General features: G+C 65.7%; 18 protein-coding genes and 1 tRNA gene. 8 read left to right on the top strand and 11 right to left on the bottom strand.

Going from position 1 to position 16,798, the window contains the following annotated elements; genetic code table 11:
• Positions 1–309 precede the first annotated feature (309 nt).
• The 8 genes from ACQR1I_RS01510 to rpmH form a co-directional block, all read right to left on the bottom strand.
• Positions 310–1,005 carry a pyrimidine 5'-nucleotidase gene (locus tag ACQR1I_RS01510; protein WP_434865416.1) on the bottom strand — a complete coding sequence of 232 codons (696 nt, stop codon included), beginning with the start codon at positions 1,003–1,005 and terminating at the stop codon, positions 310–312.
• Between the two features lie 211 nt (positions 1,006–1,216).
• Positions 1,217–2,284, bottom strand: coding sequence for a DUF1036 domain-containing protein (locus tag ACQR1I_RS01515; protein WP_434865888.1), 1,068 nt, complete (start codon positions 2,282–2,284; stop codon positions 1,217–1,219).
• 86 nt (positions 2,285–2,370) lie between these two features.
• Positions 2,371–3,267, bottom strand: coding sequence for an acetylglutamate kinase (gene argB, locus ACQR1I_RS01520; protein ID WP_011923958.1), 897 nt, complete (start codon positions 3,265–3,267; stop codon positions 2,371–2,373).
• A gap of 73 nt (positions 3,268–3,340) precedes the next feature.
• Entirely contained in the window at positions 3,341–3,712 is a 372-nt protein-coding gene (locus ACQR1I_RS01525) for a DUF423 domain-containing protein (protein ID WP_434865417.1), read from the bottom strand.
• Positions 3,709–4,371, bottom strand: coding sequence for a ribosome biogenesis GTP-binding protein YihA/YsxC (gene yihA, locus ACQR1I_RS01530; protein ID WP_434865418.1), 663 nt, complete (start codon positions 4,369–4,371; stop codon positions 3,709–3,711). The genes ACQR1I_RS01525 and yihA overlap by 4 nt, the downstream gene beginning before the upstream one ends.
• A 186-nt stretch (positions 4,372–4,557) precedes the next feature.
• Positions 4,558–6,423 carry a membrane protein insertase YidC gene (yidC, locus tag ACQR1I_RS01535; protein ID WP_434865419.1) on the bottom strand — a complete coding sequence of 622 codons (1,866 nt, stop codon included), beginning with the start codon at positions 6,421–6,423 and terminating at the stop codon, positions 4,558–4,560.
• 22 nt (positions 6,424–6,445) lie between these two features.
• Complete coding sequence (gene rnpA / locus ACQR1I_RS01540) at positions 6,446–6,856, bottom strand: ribonuclease P protein component (RefSeq protein WP_434865420.1); 411 nt, start codon at positions 6,854–6,856, stop codon at positions 6,446–6,448.
• A 31-nt stretch (positions 6,857–6,887) separates the two neighbouring features.
• Positions 6,888–7,022: a 50S ribosomal protein L34 gene (gene rpmH, locus ACQR1I_RS01545; RefSeq protein ID WP_006609582.1), complete on the bottom strand. Its 135-nt coding sequence runs from the start codon at positions 7,020–7,022 to the stop codon at positions 6,888–6,890.
• 438 nt (positions 7,023–7,460) lie between these two features.
• On the opposite strand from rpmH, the gene ACQR1I_RS01550 reads away from it, so the two are divergent.
• Together ACQR1I_RS01550 and ACQR1I_RS01555 are read left to right on the top strand one after the other, a co-directional pair.
• The gene (locus tag ACQR1I_RS01550; protein ID WP_434865421.1) at positions 7,461–8,936 is read left to right on the top strand and encodes a sensor histidine kinase; all 1,476 of its coding nucleotides are present in this window, start codon (positions 7,461–7,463) and stop codon (positions 8,934–8,936) included.
• Between the two features lie 259 nt (positions 8,937–9,195).
• Positions 9,196–9,272, top strand: a tRNA-Arg gene (locus tag ACQR1I_RS01555).
• A 125-nt stretch (positions 9,273–9,397) separates the two neighbouring features.
• Here the strand turns inward: ACQR1I_RS01555 and ACQR1I_RS01560 are convergent.
• The 3 genes from ACQR1I_RS01560 to ACQR1I_RS01570 are packed head-to-tail and all read right to left on the bottom strand — an operon-like array spanning position 9,398 to position 11,205.
• Positions 9,398–9,541 carry a hypothetical protein gene (locus ACQR1I_RS01560; RefSeq protein ID WP_434865422.1) on the bottom strand — a complete coding sequence of 48 codons (144 nt, stop codon included), beginning with the start codon at positions 9,539–9,541 and terminating at the stop codon, positions 9,398–9,400.
• Complete coding sequence (locus ACQR1I_RS01565) at positions 9,526–10,350, bottom strand: SDR family NAD(P)-dependent oxidoreductase (RefSeq protein ID WP_434865423.1); 825 nt, start codon at positions 10,348–10,350, stop codon at positions 9,526–9,528. The genes ACQR1I_RS01560 and ACQR1I_RS01565 overlap by 16 nt, the downstream gene beginning before the upstream one ends.
• A gap of 21 nt (positions 10,351–10,371) precedes the next feature.
• On the bottom strand, positions 10,372–11,205 hold the full coding sequence (locus ACQR1I_RS01570) for a MurR/RpiR family transcriptional regulator (RefSeq protein WP_434865424.1): 834 nt from the start codon (positions 11,203–11,205) through the stop codon (positions 10,372–10,374).
• Between the two features lie 182 nt (positions 11,206–11,387).
• Between ACQR1I_RS01570 and ACQR1I_RS01575 the strand changes: the two genes are divergently transcribed.
• The 6 genes from ACQR1I_RS01575 (at position 11,388) to ACQR1I_RS01600 (ending at position 16,788) form a co-directional block, all read left to right on the top strand.
• The gene (locus ACQR1I_RS01575) at positions 11,388–12,632 is read left to right on the top strand and encodes an ABC transporter substrate-binding protein (RefSeq protein ID WP_434865425.1); all 1,245 of its coding nucleotides are present in this window, start codon (positions 11,388–11,390) and stop codon (positions 12,630–12,632) included.
• A gap of 102 nt (positions 12,633–12,734) precedes the next feature.
• Positions 12,735–13,655, top strand: coding sequence for a branched-chain amino acid ABC transporter permease (locus ACQR1I_RS01580; protein WP_434865426.1), 921 nt, complete (start codon positions 12,735–12,737; stop codon positions 13,653–13,655).
• Between the two features lie 3 nt (positions 13,656–13,658).
• Positions 13,659–14,702 (top strand): branched-chain amino acid ABC transporter permease, encoded by a 1,044-nt coding sequence (locus ACQR1I_RS01585; RefSeq protein WP_434865427.1) that lies wholly within the window; start codon positions 13,659–13,661, stop codon positions 14,700–14,702.
• A complete protein-coding gene (locus ACQR1I_RS01590) occupies positions 14,699–15,442 on the top strand; it encodes an ABC transporter ATP-binding protein (RefSeq protein WP_434865428.1) in 744 nt (247 codons plus the stop codon). The genes ACQR1I_RS01585 and ACQR1I_RS01590 overlap by 4 nt, the downstream gene beginning before the upstream one ends.
• Entirely contained in the window at positions 15,439–16,140 is a 702-nt protein-coding gene (locus ACQR1I_RS01595; protein WP_434865429.1) for an ABC transporter ATP-binding protein, read from the top strand. The genes ACQR1I_RS01590 and ACQR1I_RS01595 overlap by 4 nt, the downstream gene beginning before the upstream one ends.
• Positions 16,141–16,788, top strand: coding sequence for an ATP-binding cassette domain-containing protein (locus ACQR1I_RS01600; RefSeq protein ID WP_434865430.1), 648 nt, complete (start codon positions 16,141–16,143; stop codon positions 16,786–16,788). It abuts the gene before it with no gap.
• The last annotated feature ends 10 nt before the right edge of the window (positions 16,789–16,798 follow it).

A 16,798-nucleotide genomic window follows, 5' to 3' on the forward strand; every position in this document is an offset into this window, starting at 1 on the left:
GTACGAGCTTGATGGGCAGGCAGGCTTTTTCGGAGTTTGGGGCAGGGGAGTCAAGGCACCCTCACCGTCGTCCCGGACAAGCGGAGCGCCACGCCGTCCGTTCACGCGAAGACTCTCTCGCGCGAGCGCCGATCCGGGACCCATAACCACAAGGAGGTGTGCTGGCACATCCTGATCCTCTTGCGTGCCTCACACATCCGCCTGTGGTTATGGGTCCCGGGTCAAGCCCGGGACGACACCGAATTTGGCGGACCGCGGTCGCGAGTCATGACCAGCCAGCCGGTCGCGTGTCCGGGACGACGTCGAGGGTTACGCAGCCACCAGCCGCTGCAAGAACCCCGTCAGGTCATCCGTGACATGATCGACATGCGGATCGTCGCGGCCCGACAGCTCCCAATCCTCGCGGACCACCTCCTTGGTGCCGTCGGGCACCACCAGCACCGTGGTCATGCCGAGGTCGTGCGGCACGGCGAGGTTGCGGGCGAGGTCCTCGAACATCGCGGCCCGGGTCGGATCGACATCGTGCAGCTTGAGGAACTTGTCGTAGGTCTCGCGCGCCGGCTTCGGCGTCAGCTCGGCGGCGATGATGTCGAACACGCCATGGAAATGACCGGCGATGCCGAGCCGCGCCAGCACCGCATCGACATGGTCGACCGAACCATTGGTCAGGATCAGCTTGCGTCCCGGCAACTGCTCGATCGCAGACCCCATCGCCGGGTTCGGCTCCAGCGGCGAATGGTCGATCTTGTGCACGTAGGCCAGGAAGTCGTCAGCGTGCACGCCATGCTCTGTCATCATGCCGCGCATCGTCGTGCCGTAGCGCCGGTAGTAGTCCTTCTGGATTCGGCGCGCCTCGTCGGCATCGACCTTGAGCCAGTTGGAGACGAACTCGCCAATCCGCGCATCCACCTGCTGCCACAGATTGACGTGATGCGGATACAGCGTGTTGTCGAGATCGAACACCCAGGTGTCGACGTGACCGAAGCTGCGGGGGGATTTTGTCATGGGTGCCTGGGTCCTGAGTGATCATGCCCAGCTGGCACGGCATATTCCGCCGTCGTCCCGGCGAACGCCGGGACCCATACCGCGTGATCTGTCTTGAGGCAGAATAGCTGATGCCGGTGGCCCACACGACGGCCGGTGGTTATGGATCCCGGCGTTCGCCGGGATGACGGCGGAATTTGTTGCGGCATCCCGGCTCTCATCGACCCGCTCATCACGGCAACCCAAACCGCAGCGTCTTGCCGCCGCGGGTGATGTCGACGGCGGTGAAGCCGGTCGCGGTGAAGCCGCGGCTCGGGCAGTCGCCCTGCTCCGTCGTCTCGAACTTGTTCTCGCGGGTGCAGAGCTGCACCAGGCCGCCCCAGTTCAGCGGCTTGTCCTTGAGCTTGATCGTGCGGTTGTCGGCATCGACCGCCTCGGCGAAGCTGTAGACCTTCTTCGGCTGGCCCGTGATGTCCGGATGCAGGCACTTGCCGGCATCGATGCGATACCAGCCGCGGCTGACCACGGTGCGGCCGTCGTCGGTGCCGACTGCCGCCATCACCTTGTGCGGGGTGTCGTTGCACCAGGTGAGTCCAGTCGGCGACGGTGTCTGCACCGCGTCCACCATGGTGGCGAAGAACGTCGGCTGCGAGACGATGTCGGATGCAAGTCCGCGGCTCTTCAGGAAGGCGGCGAGCGCGGCTTGCGTCTTCGGCCCGTCGACACCGTCGATCGGCGAGGCGTCGTAGCCGGCGATGCCGAGCAGCCGCTGAATCCCCGCGAGCCGCGCCTGCTCGTCGTCATATTCGGCGCTCTCGGCCAGATACGCGGTCAGCGTGCCATCGTCGGACTTGGCCGGCGTCACCTGCGTGAAGGCTGCCGGCGTCTGGCCGGTTCGGCACTGCCGTGCGGCGGCGATCACGAAATTGTCTGTCGCGGCGACGCACAGCTGATCATTGCCGTTGTCGGCGATCGGCGAGGCGCCGTACAGGCTGAGCGCGCGGGCATGCAGCAGGATGCGATCGGCGGTCATCGTCCCCTGCAGCACGACGCGGCAGGCTGCCGGATCGAGCCGGAACCAGCCGCGCGTCGCGGTGGCCGCCTTCTCGTCGACGCCGATCGCGGCCTCGACGACGTAGCTCATGCGATTGCAGAGCTTGAGGTCGGCCCGGGCGGGGGTGGCGAAGGCGAGGAAGGTAAGAAAAAGTGCAGCCAGGCAGACCGCGAAACGCGTCCGGAGAGATGTTGGGTGCCCAACTCTCTCCCCGTCGTCATGGCCGGGCTTGACCCGGCCATCCACGCCTATTTCGCCGCCGGAGAGAGCGTCATGGATGCCCGGGTCAAGCCCGGGCATGACGAGAGCTGAATGTGTGGCGGCCGTGCCCATCACTTGTGGATCAGCGTGCCCGTGCCCTGGTTGGTGAACAGCTCGAGCAGCACCGCGTGCGGCACCTTGCCATCCAGGATCACGACGCCCTGCACGCCCTGCTCGAGCGCGTAGATGCAGGTCTCGACCTTCGGGATCATGCCGCCGGAGATGGTGCCGTCGGCGATCAGCTTGCGCGCGTCCTTGATGGAGATTTCCGGAATCAGCTTCTTCGACTTGTCGAGCACGCCCGGCACGTCGGTCAGCAGCAAGAGCCGCTTGGCCTTCAGCGCACCGGCGACGGCGCCGGCGAAGGTGTCGGCGTTGACGTTGAAGGTCTGGCCCTCCTTGGAGGTCGCGAGTGGCGCCAGCACCGGGATCAGCTCGTAGCCGATCAGCTGGTTCAGCAGCGTGAGATCGACCTTGTCCGGCTCGCCGACGAAACCGAGATCGACCACCTTCTCGATGTGGCTGTCGGGATCGACCATCGTGCGGGTCGCCTTGACGGCGCGCACCATGTTGCCGTCCTTGCCGCACAGCCCGACTGCCTTGCCCCCGGCCTCGTTGATGTAGCCGACCAGCTGCTTGTTGATCGAGCCGGCCAGCACCATCTCGACGATCTCGATCGTGGCGGCATCCGTGATGCGCAGGCCGGCGGCGAATTCGGAGACGATGCCGAGGCGCTTGAGCATGGTCGCGATCTGCGGCCCGCCGCCATGCACGACCACCGGATTGATCGCGGTCTGCTCGAGCAGCACGATGTCGCGGGCGAACGCCTTGGCGGTGTCCTCGTCTCCCATGGCGTGACCGCCATATTTGATGACGATGGTTTCGTCGTCATACTCCTGCATGTGCGGGAGCGCTTCGGACAGAATGCGGGCCTGATCGAGCGGGCTGATGGTGGTCGCGTCGGTCATGTCTGGGGGATCTCGGCTGTCGGAACGTCGCGCGCGGTTCTATCCGATTGCCGGGGCGGCGCAAAGCGCCGGATCAGCCCCGTCGTGGCCACAATGCGCAGACCGCAAGCGCCAGCCAGCTGGCGATCTGCAGGCTGCCGCCGATCGGCGCCGCAAACGGAAACAGCCGGTCGCCGGTGAATTGCCGCATCAGGAGGTCGCCGGCGAACAGCGCCGGGCCGAGCACGAAGCCGATCGCCGCGACCAGGCCGATGCGCCGGGCGACGACGCCGCGCTCGGCCAGCGCGACGGTGCCAAGCAGGGCGCAGGCGTGGAACAACAGCATGGTGGACGCCGTCGCGAGCCGCGACGCGTCGGGATCGTGCGCGGCCTTCGCCGCCAGCGCCACGCCGGCGGCCCCCATCAGCCCCGCCAGGGCGACGAGAATTCGCCAAGCCTTGATCATGCGCCGCGCTCCTCGAGCAGGCGCACCATGGCGGCGCGCAGCTCCGGCATGCCGGTGCCGGATCGTGACGACGTCGCCAGCACCTGCGGAAACGCTGCGGGATGCTTGGCGAGCGCGGTTTCGGTCTCGGCGATGCGGGCCGCGAGTTCCGCCGGCTTGATCTGGTCGGCCTTGGTCAGAACCAGCTGATAGCTGACGGCCGACCGATCGAGCGTCTTGAGGATCTCCTGATCGACCTCCTTCAGCCCGTGGCGGGCGTCGATCAGCACGTAGACGCGGGCGAGCGAGGAGCGTCCGAGCAGGAATTTGTGGATCAGCTCGGTCCAGGACGCGACCTTGGTCTTGGCCGCCGCGGCGTAGCCATAGCCGGGCATGTCGACGAGCCGCAGCGGCGCGTATTCGGGGGCCTCGAAGAAGATCAGCTCCTGGGTCCGGCCGGGCGTATGCGAGGTTCGCGCCAGCGCGTTCTGGCCGGTCAGCGCGTTGATCAGGCTGGACTTGCCGACATTGGAACGGCCGGCAAACGCGACCTCGACCGCTCCCATCGGCGGCAGGCTCTCGATCGACGGCGAGGCATGGGTGAAGCGCCACGACTGCGCGAACAGCTTGCGGCCCTTCTCGATCAGGCGCTCGTCGGCGTCTTGGCTGGTGGTGGTCATGACAAGCCCTCGCTCTTCGTCATGCCCGGCCTTGACCCGCCTGCGGGGCCGAAGCCCCTTCTGCGCGGCGAAGGCTCGGGCATCCACGCCATTGCGCGGGAAATCAAAACGTGGATGGCCGGGACAAGCCCGGCCATCGCGGTAGGTGGTTGGTTGGTTGAGCGGCTCACGCCGCCTTACTCGTCGTCACGCCGTTTTTTTTTTGAACGTGCCGCGGATGTTGTCGAACAGCTCCACCTTCACGCCGTTGCGGCGCATGATGAAGCCCTGCTGCAGCACCGACAGCGTGTTGTTCCAGGCCCAGTAGATCACGAGACCGGCCGGGAAGCCCGCGAGCATGAAGGTGAAGATCAGCGGCATCCAGTTGAAGATCATCGCCTGGGTCGGATCCGGCGGCGTTGGGTTCAGCTTCATCTGGAACCACATCGTGATGCCCATGATGATCGGCCAGATGCCGAGCGCCAGGTAGTGGCCGAACAGCGGCAGCTGGGTCGGATCGAACGGGATCAGGCCGAACAGCGTGAACAGGTTGGTCGGATCCGGCGCCGAGAGGTCCTTGATCCAGCCAATGAACGGCGCATGCCGCATCTCGATGGTGACGAACAGCACCTTGTACAGCGAGAAGAACACCGGGATCTGCAGCGCGACTGGGAGACAGCCGGCGACGGGGTTGATCTTCTCCTTCTTGTAGATCTCCATCATCTCCTGCTGCTGCTTCATCCGGTCGTCCGGATAGCGCTCCTTCAGCGCCTGCAGCTGTGGCTGGATCGCCTTCATCTTGGCCATCGAGGCGTAGGACTTGTTGGCCAGCGGGAAGAACAGCAGCTTCACCAGCACCGTCACCAGCAGGATCGAGACGCCGAAATTGCCGAAGAAGCGGAAGAAGAAGTCGAGCGCCAGGAACATCGGCTTGGTCAGGAAGTAGAACCAGCCCCAGTCGATCAGCAGGTCGAAATGGTTCAGCCCGAGCTTCTGATTGTAGCCGTCGAGGCCGCCGATCGGGAAGTTGATGCCGACGACGCCGGCTTCCTTGGCGCCGGCGAACAGCCGGGTGGAGACGGTGGCCGAGCCGCCGGCCGGAACGGTCTGCGGGTTCTCGACATAGTCGGTCTGATAGCGGTGCTGATTGTCGACCAGCTTCGACGAGTAGTTCGCCTGCAGATGGGCATCGGTCATCGGCAGTAGCGCCGTCGCCCAGTACTTGTCGGTGATGCCGAGCCAGCCATTGGTGATGTCGAACTTCGCGGCCTTCTCGTCGTCCATCTTCTTGTAGGTGAATTCCTGCAGGCCCTTCTCGCCGAGATAGCCGATCAGGCCTTCATGCAGGATGTAGTAGCCGGAGACATGCGGCGTGCCGTGGCGCGAGATCAGGCCATAGGGATACAGCGTCACCGGGGCATTGCCGGCGTTGGTGACGTCGTCCTTGATGGTGAAGAGATAGTGATCGTCGACCGCGATGGTGCGCTGGAAGGTCAGGCCGTCGCCATTGGTATAGGTCAGCTTCACCGGCGTGGTCGGCGTCAACGCATTGGAGCCGTCCTGCTGCCACATCGTGCTCTGGTCCGGCACCTGCACCTTGGCGCCGGCGGCATTGACCCAGCCGAATTCCGCATAATACGGCTCGGCGGTGTTGGACGGCGAGAACAGCACGATGGCCGGAGACTTCGGATCGACCGTCTCGCGATACTGCACGAAGGCCAGATCGTCGATGCGGGCGCCCTTCAGCGATATGCTGCCGGTCAGCCGCGGGGTGTCGATCTTGACGCGCGGGTTGGCTGCGATCGCGGTCTCGCGCGGCATCACGCCGGAGGCCGTGGCCGCAGCGCCGCCGGGCGCGCTCGGGCTGCCGGAGGCGGCCGCATTCGGCTGCGGCGTGGCGGAGGGCGTCGCGCCGGGTTGCGCGGCCGGCGCCTGCTGCTTGGCGAGCTCGGCCTGCATCTGGGCCTGGGCGCGCTGCTTCTCCATCTGGGGCCCGTTGTAGAAGACCTGCCACAGGATCAGCACGAGGCCGGACAGAATGACGGCGAGGATGGTGTTGCGATTGTCGGTCATCGTTTTCTTATGATCTCGTCATTCAATCCGGTTTGCGGAACTGCGCGGCCGGTGCGGGAGCATTCTGCCTGTCCGCATGCGACGGCCTGCGCGGCTGCGGCTTGGCCTGTTGCCGGTCGAGGCGGCGGAGCGTCGCCTGGAGGTCCTCGAGCATGGCCTGGAAGTCGCGCGACAGCGCGTCGCGGCGACCGATCAGCACATAGTCGCTGTGCGGCCGCATCGACAGGGGATCGAGCCGTTTCACAAGCTCGCGCAACCGCCGACGGATGCGATTGCGCTCCGTGGCGGTGCCATTCTTCTTGGTGACGGTAAAGCCGATCCGGACCGGGCCCTGGTCGGCGCGCTCACGGCGCTGGACCACGAAGGCAGGGCCGTTGGCCCGCGCGCCATCGGCAACGGCGAGAAAGTCCGCCCGCTGCCGTAGCCGATCCATGATCGAAATCTCCGGGACGGACGCCCTGGCTTCAGGCGCTCAGACGCTTGCGGCCACGTGCACGACGGGCAGCAAGAACTTTGCGGCCGCCAGTGGTGGCGAGGCGCGCGCGGAAGCCGTGACGGCGCTTGCGCACCAGTTTGCTGGGTTGATAAGTCCGCTTCACGGTCGTTCTCCGCTGACGGGCAATTTGCCAGTTGACAACTTGCCTGCTTGAAATGTCGATTGATGTCCGGAGATGGTTTCGGGCCCAAAGTGGACCGCTGCCGGCCCTGAAATCGAGCCGCTCCCGGACAGGCCGGGTCATCGCGGACGGTTGGCGCGGCTTATAAGGGAGCGTCCCGACTTCGTCAATCGGGCCAACGGCTGCAGGATGCGGCTTGGTACGTGGGCTCGATCGTTGTAGGTGCCCCCAAGGGCAGCGTCAAAATGGCGCGAGATTGGCGCCCGCACGACAGGGGGGCATCGATCGGGCCGCGCAGCTTCGGGTTCCATTATGAACGATGGAAACCGGAACATGAGCGATCCGTAATTTGACCGGACTCCGGTGCAGTCCCATCTTGCGCACCCGTAAGGGTAGGGGTGTCTCTTACAAGGGCTCTACGTGCCAGACAGCGACAACCAGCCGATCCTGGAGCGTCTGCGACCGAAACGGTCGCGCCGGCTCGGCTTGTCCGGCAAGCTGCTGCTGTTAACCATTCCGTTCGTGATGATCGCGGCGGTGCTGGTGTATGTCCCCGCGATCGCGAACTTCTGGACCAACCGTCTCAACGATCGTCTCGCCGCAGCCAATACCGCCGCGCTGGTGCTCGACGCTGCACCCTCCGGCATGGTGCCGGATTCGCTGGCGCGCCAGATCCTGACCTCGATCAATGCCAGGGGCGTCGCCATCAAGATGGGGCAGCAGCGTCGTCTGCTCGCCAGCGCCGACCTGCCGGCATCGATCGATCATGACTTCGACATGCGCGACATGACCGTATGGTCATCGATCATGAACTCGCTGAAGATGATGGCCGAGACGGGCGATCACACCATGCGTATCGTCGGGCCGGCTCAGGGACGCGCGCAATTCATCGAGGTCGTCACCGACGAGAAGCCGCTGCGGAAGGCGATGTACCGCTTCTCGCGCAACCTGCTCGGCGTGTCGCTGCTGCTTGCCGTCCTGACCGCGGCGCTGGTGTATCTCGCACTTCATTTCCTGTTTGTGCGGCCGATGCGGCGGCTGACCGCGAGCCTCGTCGGGTTTCACGAGAATCCGGAAAGCGTGGCGCGCATCATCGTGCCGAGCCAGCGCTCGGACGAGATCGGCGTCGCCGAGCGCGAGCTCGCCGACATGCAGCGCGACCTGGTATCGATGCTGAATCAGAAGAGCCGGCTCGCCGCGCTCGGCCTGGCGGTGTCAAAGATCAATCATGATCTGCGCAACCTGCTGGCGTCGTCGCAGCTGTTGTCGGACCAGCTTGCCAGCGTGCCCGATCCGCGGGTGCAGCGCTTTGCGCCGAAGCTGATGCGCTCGCTGGAGCGTGCCATCGCGTTCTGCCAATCGACGCTGTCCTACGGCAAGGTGCAGGAGCCGGCGCCGGACCGGCGCTTGGTGGCTGTCGAGCCGGTCGTGGCCGAGGTGAGGGAGACCGCCGGATTGTCGCCCGACGCCTCGATCACCTGGATCGCGGCGGTCGAGCGCGGGCTGAGGATCGATGCCGATCCCGACCAGCTGTTCCGCGTGCTGCTCAATCTCGTCCGCAACGCCGCCCAGGCGCTGGAAAGTCTTACCGGGGATACCGGCGTCCGCCAGATCCGCATCACCGGCCGCCGCGAGGGCGCCGTGACGATCCTGGAAGTGTCCGACACCGGTCCAGGCGTGCCGGCGAAGGTGCGCGAGCACCTGTTCGAGGCCTTCCGCGGCGCCGGCCGGCCCGGCGGCTCCGGCCTCGGTCTGGCCATCGCGGCCGAACTGGTGCGCGCCCATGATGGCGACATCCAGCTGGTCGAGGGCACGCTCGGCGCGACCTTCCGAATCACGATTCCCGACCGTCCGGTCGAGCTGCAGACCTTCTGGACCGAGCGCGCCAGCGCCTGAGCGGTTACGAATCGAGCATCTGCCATTTTTCCCGGGGGGCGACGCCGGAGCCGCCGAAACCGGACCCGCGGGTTGTCGGGAGTGGCAGGCATGCCCGGCCGCGCGGTGCCATGCGGAAAAATGGTCGCAAAATGTCCCGCTCCAGCCTTGCCAAGCGGCCTTCGAGCCGTTAGTCAGAGGCCCTTCGCGAGGCCCGCCGGCATTGCCGCTCGAGCCTTCCGGGATCCGGCCACGGCTTGTATCCCGCCACGCGAAAGACGCGCCCGTAGCTCAGCTGGATAGAGCATCAGACTACGAATCTGAGGGTCGGACGTTCGAATCGTTCCGGGCGCGCCATTCAAATCAAGCACTTGATCTACCTCGAGAGATAGTCGTCATCGATTGCGGTTCCGCCACTTGCTAGGCGGTCATCTCACATGACGACGGGAAGCGAACGCCGGTATCGGTGGTTGCACCTCCACTCAATCAACGAACTCCCGTAGTCGGCTGCTGTCCCTTTTGCCGATCGACCGCGATCCAGCCAGGACGGTCTCCATCCCGTACAGCATCGGATCGATTTGCTCGCGCTTGGTGCCCAGCGCGATGGTGGTCAGGCCGGCCAGCACTGGGTGCCGCCGTCGATGCGCAGCACTTGCCCCGAAACGAAAGCGCCCATAGGGCCTGCAAAGAATTCGACGACGCGCGCGACCTCGTCGACGGTGGCGATGCGGTCGAGCGTGCCGGTCTCGACCAGGCGGTCCGGGTCGACAGCGCGGGTGCCAAGGAAGCGGCCGGTGCGGGTATCGCCGGGCGCGATGCAGTTGACGGCGATGTCGTACGGGCGGAGCTGATCGGCAAGGCAGCGCGTGTAGTGCGTCACGCCCGCCTTCGCCACCGCATAGATCGCACTGTTGGTGCGGCCCTTGAACGCGGCGACCGAGCCGAGCGTGACGATGCGACCGCGGCGGCGCTCCATCATGCCGCGCGCAACCGCCTGGCAGGTCAGGATCGTCGAGAGCAGGTTGCGGTCGAGCACCGCGCGGACGTCGGCCTCCTGAATGTTGACCGCATCGTTCGGGTCGGGCTTGCCGCCGCCGGCCGCGATATCACCGCCTGCATTGTGGACGAGAATGTCGATGGGACCGAGGGCCGCCTCGGTCTCCGCGATCACTCTTGAAATGTCGTCGGCCTTGGCCAGGTCCCCCAGCGCCCGCATGGTGCGGACGCCAAGCGCATCGCCGATCTCCGCGGCGACGGCGGTGAGCGTGGTGCCCTCGCCATACTCTGCCGGACCGTTCTCGCGCATGCCGTGAATTGCTACATCAGCGCCGAGCGCTGCCAGCTTCTCGGCGAAGGCGCGGCCCAGTCCGCGTCCCGCGCCGGTCACCAGCGCGACCCGGCCCGCCAAAATCTTCGTCACCTCACGCGATGCCATGATCTTCTCCGTTCAACGATGTCAATCCGCCGCGAGATCGAGGCTGATCGCCAGCGCCTGAACCAGGCACATCGGGGCCACCAGGGTGCGCAGCGCCGGCTCGGGCATGTCCTGGATCTCGAACACGACGCTTGCGCCGTCGGCGATGGGGCTCAGCAGGCTGTCGGTGATGGAAATGGTCGGAACCCCGCGCCCGACGAGCTCGGCGAACAGCCGCGCCGTATCGGGATAGTAGTTGCGGAAGCTGATCGCGACCAGCGCATCATCGCGCGTCGCCGTGTGCGACTGCTCGTGAATGCTGCCGCCGGTGCCGTCGAGCAGGACAACGCGCCGTCCCAGCTTGCGCAGCACGTAGGCGAGATGGGTCGCGACCGGAAACGAACCGCCGAGGCCGATCAGGTAGATGTCGCGCGCTTTGGCGAGCACCGCGGTCGCGGCATCGAGCTCGCGCGCAGGCACGGACTGGCTGAGCGCCGTGAGCGCCGCCTGTGCTTCCGAGACGAAGCGCGACAGCACCGCGGTCGGCTGACGGCCGAGCACCGATTTCTCCTCGCTCTTCATCCGCGCAAGCCGCGCCTTGTAGCTTGGCGCCACTCCGGCCACGAGGCGCGAGCGGAACACCTGCTGCATCTCGGTGAAGCCGCCGAAGCCGAGGGCGTGCGCGAAGCGCACGATCGCCGACGGTGGCACGCCCGAGCGCTGGGCGACCTCCGCGACGGTGCCGAGTGCGACATCCGTCGGGTGGTCGAGCACGAACTCGGCGATCTGCTGGAGGCGGCCGGAGAGAGCTCTATGACGCTGCGCGATCGCTCCGCGCAGATCGTCATAGTTCATCGGGCCGGATGCCTTGTTCATCAATTGAATCTCCAGGTTGGTCCTCTCTCTCTAAGGACATTTTGTCGCGTGGATCAAATATTCCACTTTACAGATAAAATAGAATGAATATTCTGCCCGTCAACAACAAGACACTTCACGGTCGGGAGGGAACGATGAAGAGGCGTGAGATTTCACGGCGAAGCGTTCTGAAGGGCAGTCTGATGACGTCTGTCATCGGCGGCACCGGGAGCTTCTTCGGCCCGTGGCAGCTGAACCGTGCCTGGGCGCAGGGCGGCAAGCCGATCAAGCTCGGCCTGACCTGTGATGCGAGCGGCCAATATGGCAACAGCGGGCAGGATGATTTCCGCGGCATCAAGATGGCCATCGACGAGATCAACGCCAAAGGCGGCGTGCTCGGACGCCAGATCAGCTTCATCACCGCAGACACGGAGACGACGCCGGCAACCGGCAGCCGCGTCGCCGAACGCTTCATCACCCGCGAGGACTGCACGATCCTGATCGGCGCGCTGCATTCCGGGGTTGCCAACGCCATCACCCAGGTCGCCAGCAAATACGGTGTGATCTACCTCAACACCAACTCCTCGGCGCCGAGCGAGGCGGGCGAGAACTGTTCGCGCGTCAAATTCGTTTGGGACGGCAACGGCACCAACTTCTCCAAGGCGTCGGTCAAGAACGCGGTCGAGTCCATCGGCAAGAACTGGATGCTGCTGACCAACGACTATGTCTGGGGTCATACGACCTCGGCCGCCACCAAGGCGCAGGTCGAGGCTGCCGGCGGAAAGATCATCGACAATCTGCTGGTGCCGCAGAATACGCGCGACTTCACCGCCTATCTCCTGAAGATCCAGCAGGCCAAGCCGGACGTTGTCGCCACCGCGATCGGGGGCGACGACATCAAGGCGCTGCGCGAGCAGGTGGCGCAGCTCAAGCTCGACGGCAAGCCGGCCTGGATCAACAACCAGCAGGACTGGCCCGACGTCTGGGGCGCGCCGGACAGCCTGTTCGGCGTGTTCGGCACCACCTGGTATCACAAGCTGCCGCTGCCGGGCGTCGCCGAGTTCGTGAAGAAGTGGCAGGCCGCCAACAAGGACGGCCCGATTCCGGTGCCCGGCAATGTGTCCTACAATGGCTACATGGCGACGCGCGAATTGCTGCGCGCCATCGAGCGCGCCGGCTCGACCAACAACGTCAAGATCATCAAGGAGCTGGAGACCCTCAAGGTCTCCGCGACCGATCGCATGCAGCATTTCGACGCCTACATGGATCCGGCGACGCACCAGATGCAGCAGACGATCTATCTGGCACGGCGCAATGCCAAGCCTGCCGACGTGACCGATCTGTATGAGCTCATCAGCTGGACGGAGCCGAAATCGGCGGCTGACGACGCGGCACCGGCCAAATGCAAGCTGACGCCATATGAGCAGGTGCCGACGGTCGATTCCTGACAGCGGATTTTGTCAGATCGCAGAAGGGCGGCGCCGGGCGCGCCGCCGGCCCGGGGCCACGCGCGCCGGGCGTAGACAACGCCAGTTGCGAGACCAGAATCCGTGTTCGACCTTCTTCCGCATCTTGTCAACGGGCTGACGCTCGGCCTGTTGTTCGCGCTGATTGCGCTCGGATTCATGCTCATCGTGGGGCTGATGGAGCAGATCAATCTGGCGCACGGCTCGCTGTTTGCGCTGGGAGCGTATGTCGCCATGCAGCTCACCGGGCCGCGCCCGCCACTGCCGGCAGATCTCGCCAAGGCATGGCTCGCGCTGCCGCTCGGCTGGCGGTACGCGGCGACGCTCCTGATCGCGCCGCTCGTCGTCAGCCTCGTCGGCATGGTCATCGAGGTCTGCATGCGGCGCACCTATGGCAAGGACCCGCTCTACGGCCTGCTGCTGACGTTCGGCGCGGCGATGGTGATCGAGGAACTGATCCGCCTCGTCTGGGGCACGCGCGACTACGTCCTCCAGGTCCCGTCCGCGGTCAACGGCGGCTTCCTGTTCGGTGACCTGATCTGGTCGACCTATCGCTTCTACGCAGCCGGCGTCGCGGCGGCGATCATCGGCCTGGTCTGGCTGCTGATCGAGAAGACCTCGTTTGGTGCGACGGTAAAGGCCGGCGCCCATGACAGCGAGATCGTGCGCGCGCTCGGCATCAATCTGGCGCGGCTCAGGCTGCTGGTCTTCGTGTTCGGCACCATGCTCGCGGCGGTCGCCGGCATCATCGTCGCCCCGATCTGGGGCATTCGTCCGCATATGGGCGTCGATGCCGTCATCCCGGCGTTCCTCGTCATCGTGCTCGGCGGCGTCGGAAGCTTCTGGGGGGCCGTCGTGGCCGGCCTGCTGGTCGGGCTGTGCGTCGGTCTTGCCGGAGCCTACGCATCCGAATGGTCGCTGCTGTCAATGTACATTCTGCTCGTTGCCGTCGTGACGTTCCGTGCGCGCGGCCTCTGGGGCAAGAAGAGCGTGCTCGAGGTCTAGGACATGATCGTGGGTTCGTCGACCTCGTCCGATGCGGTGCGCCTCGTTACGCCGACGATGCTGGTGCTCTGGCTCGGGCTCGCAACCGTGCCGCTGTGGATCACGCAGGTCGGGCTATACCCGTATCTCGGAATCGAGATCCTGATCTGGGCGCTCTACGCGCTGGCCTTCAACCTGGTGCTGGGCACGGCCGGATTGCCGTCGTTCGGGCACGGCGCGTATTTCGGCATCGGGGCCTACGCGTTCGGGCTGTGCCAGTTCGATATCGCCGCCAATCTCTGGATCTGCCTCGCCGCCGCCGCGCTCGCGGCAGGGGCCGCCGGAGCGCTGGTGGCGCTGTTCATCTCCCACCGCCGCGGCATCTACTACGCCTTCATGACGATCGCCTTCGGCCAGATCTTCTGGACGCTGTCGATCAAGTCGCACCGCATCACCGGCGGCGAGGATGGCCTGCTCAAGATCAGGCGACTGCCGGCCGATTTCGGCGTGGTGTCATTCGATCTCACCAACAATGTCGCGTTCTATTATTTCGTGCTTGCGGTCTTCGCGATCGGCGTCGTCGTATTGTGGCGCCTGGTGCACTCGCCCTACGGCCGCGTGATCGCCGCCATCAGGCAGAGCGAGGTCCGCGCCGCCCATCTCGGATACAATGTCTGGCTCTACAAGGCCTCGGTCTTCACGCTGTCGGCCGCGTTGTCCGGCTTTGCCGGCGGCCTGTTCGCGATGGCGCAACTCGCCGCATTCCCGGATGTCATGAGCCTGCACCAGTCCGGCTACGTCGTGATGATGACCTTGGTCGGCGGCGGCCTCGTCAGCTTCTGGGGTCCGGTGATCGGTGTGGTGCTGTTCCTCACCGCGCGCGATGTGATCGGCGCGCTGACCAACGCCTGGATGCTCTACTTTGGTCTGCTGTTCATGGCGATCGTGCTGTTCCGTCCCGAGGGCATCGCGGGGGCGATCGCAGCCGCCATGCAGCAGCATTCGCTGAATGCGCTACGCCGGCGCGGCAGCTCCGCCATGCGGCTGTTGTTCGGAGGCGGCAGATGAGCATGATCGAGGCCGCAGGCGTGCATGTCCGCTTCGGCGACCGCGTGGTGCTGGAGAGCGTCGATCTGGCGGTCGCCGAGGGCGAATTCCACGGCGTCATGGGACCGAACGGCGCCGGCAAGACCACCTTCTTCAACGTCCTCACGGGCGGGGTGAAGCCGAGCCGCGGATCGATGCGGCTCGGCGGTGAGGACGTCACCGGCCTGAGCCCGCATCGCATCGCGGCCAAGGGCATTGCCCGCTCGTTCCAGATCATGACGCTGTTCGACGAGTTCTCGGCACGGGACAACGTCATGATGGGCCTGCCCGCCTTTCGCGCGCGCGGCCTCGACATGATCCGCGCGGCGGCCGGCGACCGCAGCCTCCTCGACCAGGCGTCCGAAGCGCTTGCGGCGGTCGGGCTTGCCGACAAAGGGGACGTTCGCGCCAAGGATCTCTCCTATGGCGACCGTCGCGCTCTGGAGATCGCGGTCGCGCTGGCCCAGGCGCCGCGGGTGCTCTGCCTCGACGAGCCGACCTCCGGCCTCGGATCCGACGGTGTGCAGCGGCTCGCTGCCCTGGTCGCGCGGTTGAAGGGCAAGCTCACGATCGTCGCCATCGAGCATGACATGGAATTCCTGTTCTCGCTCGCCGACCGCATCTCGGTCATTCATTGGGGGCAGGTGGTCGCGCGCGGCACGCCGCAGGAGCTGCAGCAGAACGAATGGGTCCGGCGCTCCAATCTGGGAAAATTCGCATGATCCTGGAGGTGGACGCGGTCGATACGTATTACGGCGAGACCCAGGCGCTGTTCGGAGCCTCGCTCGCCATCGCTGACGCAAAGGTCTTTGCGCTGCTCGGGCCGAACGGCGCCGGCAAGACCACCATGCTCCGCTCGATCCTCGGGCTGACGCGGCCGCGGCGCGGCGCGGTCCGCTTCGACGGCCGCGAGGTGACGCGCGCACCGACGCACGAGATCGCGCGCGCGGGCATCGGCTGGGTGCCCGACGACCGGCGGCTGTGTCCAACCCTCTCGGTGGCGCGCAACCTGGCGATTGCGCAGAAGCGCACGCGCTTTCGGCGTTGGACCGTCAAGGAGGCGAGCGAGATCTTCTCGCCGCTCGCCTATCTGATGGAGCGCGACTGCGAAAACCTGTCGGGCGGCGAGATGCAGATGGTGGCAATCGCGCGTGCGCTGGTCGGTTCGCCGGGACTGGTGCTGTTCGACGAGCCGAGCCAGGGGCTCGCGCCCAAGATCGTCGGCGACGTGCTCGCGACCATCATGCGCATGAAGCAGGAGGGCATCGCTTCGCTGGTCGTGGAGCAGAACGCGGAGATTGCGTTGTCGGTTGCCGATCATGCCGCCGTGCTCGACCGGGGCCGGATCGTCTGGACCGGCGAGGCCGCCACGCTCCGCGACGACCGCTTGCTTCGTCAGCGTCTGCTGGGAGTCCAATAAGTGTCCGCACCTCTGCTCGTCCTCGATCGCGTCAGCAAGGTCTACACCAGCGGACGCGTCATCCGTCGCCCGACCTTCACGCTCAACGCCGATCTGGCGCTGGACGAGCCGGGCATCGTCGGTGTCGTCGGCCCGAACGGGGCAGGCAAGACCACCTTGTTCGAGATGATGACGGGCTCGAACGCGCCGACCTCGGGCCGCGTGCTGGTCGCCGGCACCGACATCCACGGTGTCAAATACCGCGAGCGCGACCGGCTCGCGATCCACTATCATCAGTCCTATCAGGTCAGGCGCTTTCGCAAGCGGATTCCGTCGGCGCTCCTGGCGCCGTCGCCGACGGCGACACCGCTCGTGCATCTGTTCGACGAGCCGCAGTTCAACCTGCAGGACGGTTATATCGGCTTCATGCTCGATTTCTTCCGCAAGCTGGCGGGAGAGGGCAGGCTGGTGATTCTCTGCATGCATCCGACTGCGTCCTGGCATCTGGACATTCTCGCCGAGATCGCCGGCCGCTTTCTGTTCGTGGCCGGCGGCGGGGTCACGCAGGTTGCGGACTTTCGCTCCCTGGTCACCGAGCCGCGCTTCCGTCTCTATCTCGGACCGGAGATGACGCGCGCGGCGGATGCGATATGTCATGACGCCGGTTAAATCCGGCAAC

This window comes from Bradyrhizobium sp. HKCCYLS2038, from assembly GCF_051167655.1.
Taxonomy (GTDB): Bacteria; Pseudomonadota; Alphaproteobacteria; order Rhizobiales; family Xanthobacteraceae; genus Bradyrhizobium.